Annotated in this window: 9 protein-coding genes; 4 read left to right on the top strand and 5 right to left on the bottom strand. The window is 66.1% G+C overall.

The window, feature by feature from the left end; translation table 11 throughout:
- Positions 1 to 760: 760 nt before the first annotated feature.
- Positions 761 to 1621: a LysR family transcriptional regulator gene (locus IC50_RS06225; RefSeq protein WP_035701844.1), complete on the bottom strand. Its 861-nt coding sequence runs from the start codon at positions 1619 to 1621 to the stop codon at positions 761 to 763.
- Positions 1622 to 1723: 102 nt separating this feature from the next.
- Here IC50_RS06225 and IC50_RS06230 point away from each other — a divergent pair, with 102 nt between their 5' ends.
- The gene (locus IC50_RS06230; RefSeq protein WP_202948122.1) at positions 1724 to 2716 is read left to right on the top strand and encodes a zinc-dependent alcohol dehydrogenase family protein; all 993 of its coding nucleotides are present in this window, start codon (positions 1724 to 1726) and stop codon (positions 2714 to 2716) included.
- A gap of 16 nt (positions 2717 to 2732) precedes the next feature.
- Here IC50_RS06230 and IC50_RS43000 read toward each other — a convergent pair whose 3' ends face one another.
- Positions 2733 to 3065, bottom strand: coding sequence for a hypothetical protein (locus tag IC50_RS43000; protein WP_244429550.1), 333 nt, complete (start codon positions 3063 to 3065; stop codon positions 2733 to 2735).
- Positions 3066 to 3269: 204 nt separating this feature from the next.
- Positions 3270 to 4343: a hypothetical protein gene (locus tag IC50_RS06240; RefSeq protein ID WP_035701847.1), complete on the bottom strand. Its 1074-nt coding sequence runs from the start codon at positions 4341 to 4343 to the stop codon at positions 3270 to 3272.
- 239 nt (positions 4344 to 4582) lie between these two features.
- On the opposite strand from IC50_RS06240, the gene IC50_RS06245 reads away from it, so the two are divergent.
- Positions 4583 to 5611, top strand: coding sequence for a patatin-like phospholipase family protein (locus tag IC50_RS06245; protein ID WP_035701850.1), 1029 nt, complete (start codon positions 4583 to 4585; stop codon positions 5609 to 5611).
- Between the two features lie 18 nt (positions 5612 to 5629).
- Here IC50_RS06245 and IC50_RS06250 read toward each other — a convergent pair whose 3' ends face one another.
- Both IC50_RS06250 and IC50_RS06255 read right to left on the bottom strand, forming a co-directional pair.
- Entirely contained in the window at positions 5630 to 6058 is a 429-nt protein-coding gene (locus IC50_RS06250) for a CBS domain-containing protein (RefSeq protein ID WP_035701853.1), read from the bottom strand.
- A 191-nt stretch (positions 6059 to 6249) separates the two neighbouring features.
- A complete protein-coding gene (locus tag IC50_RS06255; RefSeq protein WP_035701856.1) occupies positions 6250 to 7071 on the bottom strand; it encodes a rhomboid family intramembrane serine protease in 822 nt (273 codons plus the stop codon).
- 568 nt (positions 7072 to 7639) lie between these two features.
- On the opposite strand from IC50_RS06255, the gene IC50_RS06260 reads away from it, so the two are divergent.
- Together IC50_RS06260 and IC50_RS06265 are read left to right on the top strand one after the other, a co-directional pair.
- On the top strand, positions 7640 to 8194 hold the full coding sequence (locus IC50_RS06260; RefSeq protein ID WP_035701858.1) for a PAS domain-containing protein: 555 nt from the start codon (positions 7640 to 7642) through the stop codon (positions 8192 to 8194).
- 164 nt (positions 8195 to 8358) lie between these two features.
- The coding region (locus IC50_RS06265; RefSeq protein ID WP_035701861.1) for a DJ-1/PfpI family protein at positions 8359 to 9307 on the top strand (949 nt) is incomplete at its 3' end.

Consider the following 9307-nt stretch of genomic DNA (forward strand, 5'->3'; position numbering starts at 1 on the left):
GGCGTCGCTCTTTCAAATTCGTATCGTCATCGCAGACACACCTTCGCATCCTCGCGGCTTGTTTCGCCCGAGCTTTGCTTCCGTCGCCTCACCCTCACATGAAAGAGGGCGCAGGGAAGACCGGATGCCGGCCGGGCACCCGCGGTCCACTGTGCGAAAGGTGGCAACAAGAATCTGCACAGCGGCATACAGGTGTAGCCAAGCAATCGGCCTTCCCTGCGCAGTGGTTTTACGGCTTATGTCGTGCTCTCCCCGGGGAGCGATGCACTATTGCCCCCGTCGCCTCGCGGATCACTGATGCGCTCGCCCGGTCGGGCAACACACATCTCCGCAAGACTTGACGCACAGACCCCGGGCGTCAGGACCACACGATTTTGCCGTACGCACGTCACACCGGTCGTCCGCGCGAGGCCTTCGCTCACAGTCGCCTGCCCTGCGAAGCCCTTCGCGCCGATGTAACTAACGTCCACCGCCGTCCGGCCCGCGTGTCGTGACGATCGCGATACGCCCCTCTTCCTTGGGCCGGGTTGTCGCGACATATACGACAATTCCGAAATTCGGCAAAGTGGAATATTTTCGGCGAGACGTCTTGACCGATGGTTTGGGTGTTTCGCCCGTCGGGCAACGCAAGGTGTTGTGGCTGCGTCGGATGGGTTAGCGCAGCGCAACCCACTTCTCTAGTTTCCCTGGTGACAGAAGTGGTGGGTCACGCCTTTCGACTGCGCTGTGCGCAGCCGCAAGGCCAACCCACCCTACGAAGCTACGGGTGCGTGCCCGCCAACCGCTCGATCACCAGATCCAGCAGCGCGCGCAGGCGAGCCAGGCGCTTGAGGTCGCGGTGATAGCCGACGAAGGTATCGCGGCCGGGCGGCGACGTACCGACGTCAAGCGCGACGAGGCGGCGGTCGCGGTCGCCGAGCGGGCGTGGCAGCACCGCCAATCCGCCGCCGTTCGCGCAGAGCTCCGCCTGCGCCTGCCTGTTGTTGCTGCGCGAAGCCACCTCCGCGTTGGGCAGCGCGCGTTTCAGCCAGGCCGCATCGGGCATGTCGGCGAATTCGACGTTCATGGTCACGACGCGGACGCCACGCCCATCGCCGCCGCGGGGCGGCTTGCTGCCCTTCCTGCCATAGAGTGCATAGGGAATATGCAGCAGCTTCCTGGAAATAATCTCGGGCTCGCTGAACGGCTTGATGCGGAAGACGAGATCGGCTTCGCGGCGCGGCAGGCTGTAGAGGCGCGCATCGGTCAGGAGCTCGACGGTCACCCTCGGATGACGCTTGCCGAATGCGGCAATCACCGGCGACAGCATCACCGTCCCGAACCAGTCCGACGACGACAGGCGCAAAAGGCCGTCGAGCTGCGTCTCCGCACCGGAGGCGCGACGTTGAAGCGCGAGCGCCTCCTCCTCGATCCGCTCGGCGTGGCGCAGCACCGCGGTGCCCTCGTCCGTGAGGACGAAGCCGTCGGCGGTGCGCTGGAACAACGTCTGTCCCAACGCCTGTTCGAGCGCGCGAAGCCGCCGGCCCATGGTCGGCTGGGTCTGGCCGATCGTTCGCGCGGCAGCCCCAAGCGTTCCCTCGCGCGCGATCGCCAGGAAGATGCGCAGATCGCTCCAGTCCATCGAAGGCCCTCATGCAATAATGCACGACGATCGTACATTGTCGTTGCTTTCCATGCAAAAATTCATGGGCATATTGGAGGGCGACAACGGAGCAGAACGATCATGATCAAACAATCGGCAATGCGCGCGGCCGTGCTGGAGGCGCACAACGCGCCGCTGCGGCTCTCAACCATCTCCACGCCGGCAATCGGCCCGCGCGAGGTGCTGGTCCGGGTGCGCGCGAGCGGGGTCAATCCGCTCGACACCAAGATCCATGCCGGCGCGGCGCCGCATGCGCGGCATCCGCTGCCTGCGATTCCCGGGATCGATCTCGCCGGCGTGGTCGAGCAGGCCGGGCGCGAAGTGACGCGGTTCAAGCCGGGCGACGAAGTCTATGGCATGACCGGAGGCGTCGGCGGCGTGCAGGGATCGCTGGCCGAATTCGCCGCTGTCGATGCCGACCTGCTGGCGCCGAAGCCCACCAATCTCAGCATGCGGGAAGCGGCGGCCCTGCCCCTGATCTTCATCACGGCCTGGGAAGGCCTGGTCGACCGCGCGTCGCTAGGGGCCGGCCAGAAGCTGTTGATTCATGGCGGCGCCGGCGGCGTCGGCCACGTCGCGATCCAGATCGCGCGCGCCTTGGGAGCGAACGTGTTCGCAACCGGCTCGGCGACGCAGCGCGCCACGATCGAAGGTTTTGGCGCGAAGTTCATCGACCGCAACACCCCGGTCGAAACCTATGTTGCGCAGCATACCGGAGGCCGCGGCTTCGACGTCGTCTACGACACCGTCGGCGGCAAGGTGCTCGACGCCGCCTTCGAAGCGGTGCGCCGCTTCGGCCACGTGGTGAGTGCGCTCGGCTGGGGGACGCACGCGCTCGCGCCGCTGTCGTTCCGCGCCGCAACCTATTCCGGCGTGTTCACGCTGCTGCCGCTGCTGTCGGGCGAAGGGCGCGCGCATCATGGGGAGATCATGATGGAGGCGACGCGCCTCGTCGAGGCGGGCAAGTTGGTGCCGCTGCTCGATCCCAGGCGCTTTGCGCTGGAGAATGTGGGCGACGCCTATGCGCTGATCCGCGATCGCGCAGCGAAGGGCAAGCTGGTCGTCGATGTCTGAGCCGGTGTGCGCGCCGCTAGTCCTCGCTCGACGCGGCGGAGCGGTTGCGCAGATGGGCCTGGGACAACAGGAAGAACAACGCGCGCTCGCCTTGATATTTGGCAGACGGCCGGGTGCGCTCGAAGCCATCGGCAAATATCTTGCCGGACTGGTCGCACACTTGCCATCGCCAGCCAAACCGCTTGCGCCTGGTGAGGATCACTTCGAACATGCCGACGGGCTTGGTCCCCTGCTCCTTGCCGGTCTCGCAGACGCACAAGCCTGCTCCGGCCCCCATTAGACGGATGCCCGACATATAACGCAGTGCGGTGGAAAGAGAATAAAATTGATGATCGGAAATTGGTTTCATGCACCGGGTGCGATGAAGCCGCGAGCTGCGGGAATAAGCTCTCGTCAGCGGTGTTTCCTCGGGGTCAATTTGGCGCTGGCAGTCTTCCCAGCACGCAGGACAGACGCGGCGGTAACAGAGGATGCAGGTTCGTGCGCTTAATGAGAACGATCCTGCCGCCGGGGATCGCGTCAGCCGCCTGCTGCAGGCTCCGACGCCCGGGGTCTACCGCGCAACGACTTCGACTTCGCCGTCGACGCCGTTGACGACGTTGAAACCGCGCTCGTAGACCTTGCCCTCGTTCTTGGCGATGGCGCGATATTCGCCTTCGGAGAGCACGACGCGCGGGAACGCGCCGATCGATTCCTTGATGACGTCGCCGCCCGGGGTCAGCACCGACCAGGCGGTGTTGGCGAGCGCCTCTCCGCCCTTGTCGCTGACCAGCTTGAGCGTGATGACGGCGGCGCGGTGGGTAATGGTGACGTCGGTGAGCTTGCCGGCCTGGACACGAATGTCCGAGCGCACCACCGAGTTGGCGTCGCCATAGTTGGAGATGATGTAGTAGGTGCCTTCCGGTATCAGCACGACATCACCGGCGGCAACGTTCGGCACCAGCGCGGCGCGGTCGCCGGATTCGAACTGGCTGCCCTTGTAGATCGCGAACGAGATCTGGTTCTGCGGAATGCGGCTGGTGCCGACCCGACCCTCGATGCGCAGGCCGCCGGCCGGCAGCACGAAAGATTCGCGGTCGGTCTCGGCCTTCAGGCTCACGGCGCGCACCGCGCTGACGAGGCCGAAGGCCACGTGCACGACATAGTTGCCCGGCGGCAGCACGATGTTGGGCGTGGCGGTGCGGTCCTCGCGGATCAGCTTGAAGGTGCCGTTCTCGTCCGGACGGTCGGCGAACACGCGCCAGACCAGGCCGCTGGTGATCGGCGGTGTGTCCTTGCCGTATTTCGCCGTCAGCGACAGCACGCTCTGTCCGGGCGCGGCCGCACTCAGCGGGGCGGCCGGCGGCACGGTCGTGACCGCGGGCGGCGGCATGCTGGGCGTAGCGGGCTGCAGCAGCGTCGGCGGCAGGCTCGGGGGTCCCGCGCCCGGCCCGGAGGGCGGCGCCAGGCTGACGGCGCCGCCGGGGTCGGGCACCGATGCCGGCGGCACCGGCGGCGGACGATCGGAGAAAAGCTGCGCCTGGGCAGCATCTTGGCCCGAAGCTATGAGGCACGCGGCGAGGATCAGCGCCGGCAGCAGCCTGCCGCTGCGCCGCCATCCGATGATGCCGTCACCCCCGCGTGTCATGCCCCATGCTTTTCACCGAAAACGCGGCAAATTCAAGCCTCAGGAACCCCATCGAATACGGTCATTGGAACCCGGTTGACGCCTGCGTGATTAGCCCCGAAGCAACCGTCCATCGCCATACTCCTGCCCTGTGCCCTTCCCAAAGCGGCATAAACCATGCTTCGCCGCGGTTATGGCGGGCTGCACGAGCGGTGCCTAATCTGGTGATTGCGGGCTGGCCTCTGGGTAGGAGAGTTTCGGTGCTGGACAGATTGAAGGGTTGGGGTGCGAACGGCTCAAACGGCGAGAAAGTTGGCTTGGGCAGCATCCGCCGGCCGGTCATCGGCCTTGCCCTCGGCGGCGGCGCGGCGCGCGGATTCGCCCATATCGGCATCATCAAGACCCTGCTCGCGAACGGCATCGTGCCTGACGTCGTGGTCGGCACCTCGATCGGCGCCGTGGTCGGCGGCCTCTATGCGGCCGGCCATCTCGACACGCTGGAAGAATGGGGCCGCAGCCTGCAAGGCATGCGCAACATCCTCGGCTATCTCGACATCCGTCTCAACGGCTCCGGCCTGATCGGCGGCGAGAAGCTCGCAACCCGGCTCGAGGAGGCCTGCGGCCAAATTCAGATCGAGGACCTTCCGATCAAGTTCGCGGCCGTGGCGACCGAAGTCCGCACCGGCCACGAGATCTGGCTGACGCGCGGCCGCGTGGTCAACGCGATGCGCGCTTCCTATGCGCTGCCCGGCATCTTCGCACCGGTGCTGATCGGCGACCGCTGGCTGGTCGACGGCGCGCTGGTCAATCCGGTGCCGGTCTCGGCCGCCCGGGCGCTCGGTGCCGAAATCGTCATCGCTGCAAACCTTTCCAGCGACATCTTCACCCATTCCACGACGATCTATTCGCATGGCGCGATGCCGGAGACGATGGCGCCCGTGGCCGAGGAGACGACGGTCAAGCGGCGCTTTCCGCGGTTGTTCTCGCCGGAGAAGACCGTCAAGCGCGAGTTCTTCGGCGGCGGCGGCCGGCCCGGCATCTCCTCGGTGATGGTCGATGCCTTCAACATCATGCAGGACCGCATCACCCGCGCCCGCCTCGCCGGCGATCCGCCTGACATGCTGATCACGCCGCGGGTCGGCCAGATCGGCTGGTTCGACTTCCACCGCGCCGACGACCTCATCGCCTTCGGCACCCGCGCCGCCGAGCGCGCGCTGGACTCGATCCAGGAGGCCATCCATGTCCTGGCGCCGACGCCCGAGGGCACCGCGCCGAAAGCGCAGGAATGAGGCCAGCCGTGAGGCCGATCAGGCGGTCTTGATGTAGTCGCGCAGGGCTTCCTGCTCGGACTCGTATTCCTGGACCCGACGCTTGACGACGTCGCCGATCGAGATCAGGCCGACCACCTTGCCGTTGTCGATCACGGGCAGATGGCGGAACTTGCCCGACGTCATCATCTCCATGAGCTCGGCCACGGTGTCGGTCTCCTTGCAGGTCACGACCTTGCGGGTCATGACCTCCGAGACCGGCGCCTCCAGCACGCCGGCGCCGCGCTCGCCGAGCACGCGCACAATGTCGCGCTCCGACAGGATGCCCTCGAGGCGGCTCTGGTTCATCACCAGCACCGCGCCGATCTTCTTCTCACCGAGCAGTTCGATCGTGGCGGCCAGCTTGGCGTCGGGCTCGACGCTCACGATCTGGTGCCCCTTGGTGTTCAGAATGGAACGTACCGTCATTGTAGCCTCCCTGAATCGGAGCCGTCCGCCGTTGAGGCGATCCGAACTTGTTCTTCGAGTCTTCAACTAACAGTTTTGGCGCCGGTTTCACGTTCAGGCGCGTTACGAAGCATCGCCGCCAGCAGCTTGCGGCTTCGGAACATTCTTCCCGCGGATGATGGATGAATTCGGGCCGCGCCGCAAGCGCCGCTTCAAATACGGTTCGAAATGTCCTGTGATGACGCATCCGCAGCATCGCTTCGGACGCGTGGCACGGGATCGAACAGGGCGAACAGCAACAGGCCGGCAAAGAAGCCGCCGATATGCGCCTGCCAGGCGACGCTCGTGGTTTCGGAATCGACCCCGATCGCGCCGACGCCGAAGATGATGTTGACGCCAAACCAAACGCTGAGGAAGCCGACCACCCGCCCGTCGCGCAGCGCGCGCGACAGCGGCAGCGCCGGAACTTTTGCGGCGGTATCGGCGTCCGAACGGCTGAACGACAGGAAGCTGCCGCGGACGAAGGCGAAGCGGATCGCGGCTGCCATCGCGCCCGACACCGAGGCCGAGGCGCCGATCATCGGCGCCACCGCGTGCTCATGGGTGATGAGATGGGCGAGCGCACCGGCCGCCGCCGTCACGGCCATGAAGATGAAGAACCTGACCGTGCCGAAGCGCCGCGCCAGCGCGCTGCCGAAGGGCAGCAGCCACAGCACGTTGAAGCCGAGATGGGTCAGATTGGCGTGCAGCAGCGAATAGGTGACGAAGGTCCAGACTTTTGCGCCGGCACCACCGGGGATCTCCAGATTGAGCAGCGAGGAATCGTAGCGCTTCGGGATGAAGCCGAACACGTCGATGGTCCAGTTCTCGAGCTCCGGCGGCAGCAGCACCCGCAGATGGATCACCGCCAAAAGGAGGATATAGGCGGTCAGCGCCGCAGGCAGCGTCAGGATCGGCTCGCGCGGAGCCTCCTCGACGACGGCCGGCAGGTCCGGCTGAGGACCTTGCGGTGACGAATCTTGCGGGGAATCCAAGGCAGCTTCGCTTTCAGGCGCAATCGGAGCGACAGGCTTGGAGATAGTCGCCTTTACCGTCCCTGCGCAAGTGCACAAAAGGAAATCCTGCGGGATGTCGATTTTGGCCCGGGCAGGTGCTGGGCCCCGGCTCTGCAGCGCATCACTGAAGAAGTGCTGCGCTGCGTCCGGGGCACGAGAGACGTTGTGAAAAAGGGAAAAGGCAGGGCCCTGGAAAGCCCTGCCTGTCCGTGTCGGCCTTCCGGTGGCCGGAGAGACAAGGTGTATCCCCACCCCTCCCCGCGGCCCGTGACCAAGCTGTTTGACGCCCTGTGTACGGGCCCCGCCGAGAACCTGGAGAAAGCGGCGAGGCTTGCGACCGCGATCACCATAGCAGGCGCGCGGCCGGCACGAAGCGCATAGTTAATTTAACGTTAACGGCGCAAAGGCAGGCGCAAGAGGCCTGAAAACAGGCCCGCGGCATGGACGCTGCAACTCCCCTCCTGCACAACACCAGAAGGGATCGCGGGTGCACTGAAGCGGGACAGAATTGTCCCGTGAGGTCGCGCCCCGGAACGAGCGTTCAGCCATGAAACATCCGTCGAGCCGCGCGTTCTTCGCGTATTGGAACGAGAAGCGCGGCACTGCGCGGGCCCCCGACCGGGCCGACATCGACCCGGCCGCGGTCCGCGGCCTGCTCGGCGACATCTTCGTGCTGTCCTGCGAGCCGAACCTCGGCTTCCCGTTTCGCGTCGCCGGCACGCGCGTCTGCGCGCTCGCAGGAACGGATCTCAAGGACCAGAGCTTCGCGGCGCTGTTCACTGATGCGAGCCGCAGCGAGATCGATGAGATCACGACCATCGTCGCCGACGAGGCGCTCGGCGCGATCGCCGGCGTCACCGCGGCGCGCCAGGACGGCAGCAAGGCGCATCTCGAACTGCTGCTGCTCCCCTTCAACGCCCGTCCGCACACGCCGGTGAGCGTGACCGGCGTGCTGGCGCCGTTCGACCACGAATGCGGCACGCTTTCCGCCTTCGCCCTCACCTCCTGGCGCTATCTGCACCAGCCGGAGGCACTCCTGCCGCGCGCCATCCGCAAATTGCAGATCGCGCGCGGGCTGATGGTGTATGAGGGGCTGAGATAGTCTCGCCGCCCGACGCGCGGCATCGCGTGCAAGGAGAACCCGCCGCGCGACAAATCAACACGCATGCGGATGGCCGTTTTTGCCGGATCTGCGTCATTCCTGATGTCGTTGCCAACCGTTAGCTTCCGCTTCGCGTGAAGCAACGAGGATCGGGTGACATCATCATGATATGGCGCATTCTGGCGTTGAGTGGCGTCGGCTGCGTGGCACTGCTGGCGGTGATCGGCGGAACCTGGTTGTTCCTGCTGCCCGGCTCGCCGGCTCGGGGAACCGCGCCTGCGATATCCAGGGACGAGACCGAGGCGACCCTTGCGGCGCTGAAGCCGCCGAAGCGCAAACGTCCCCTGATCGCCATCGTCGGCATCAACGACATGAGCGAGACGACCGACTATCTGATGCCGTACGGCATCCTCGCGCGCGCTGACGTCGCCGACGTCCTCACATTGGCGACGCAGCCTGGTCCCGTCGCCCTTTATCCCGCGCTGAAAGTGCAGCCGCACGCGACCATCACGGAGTTCGATGCTGCGCATCCCGACGGCGCCGATTACGTCATCGTGCCCGCGATGAGCCGCGAAGACGATGCCCTGGCCCTGCAGTGGATCAGAACCCAGGCCAGCAAGGGCGCGATCGTGATCGGCGTCTGCGTCGGCGCCAAGGTCGTCGCCAACACCGGGCTGCTCGACGGCCGGCAGGCCACCACGCACTGGTATTCCGTGCGCGATCTGCAAAGGCATTCCGCGATCCGCTATGTCGCGGACCGCAGGCTGGTGGTCGACCGCGGCGTCGCGACGACGACCGGCATCACCGCATCCATGCCGATGGCCCTGACCCTGGTCGAGGCCATTGCCGGCCGCGCCAGGGCGGAGGCGGTCGCCCGCGACATCGGACTTGCGCACTGGGATGCGCGCCACCGCAGCGAGGCGTTCCGGTTCACACGCCCCTTCGCGGTGACGGCGATCACCAACACGCTCGCATTCTGGAACCGCGAGCAGCTCGGGATCGCGCTGACCTCAGGCATCGACGAGGTGTCGCTTGCGCTTGTCGCCGATGCGTGGTCGCGCACCTATCGCTCGCGCGCGCTCACCTTCGCGGCCACGGCAGAGGCGCAGACGA

It is taken from the genome of Bradyrhizobium genomosp. I (2014) (genome assembly GCF_000261685.1).
Lineage (GTDB): Bacteria > Pseudomonadota > Alphaproteobacteria > Rhizobiales > Xanthobacteraceae > Bradyrhizobium.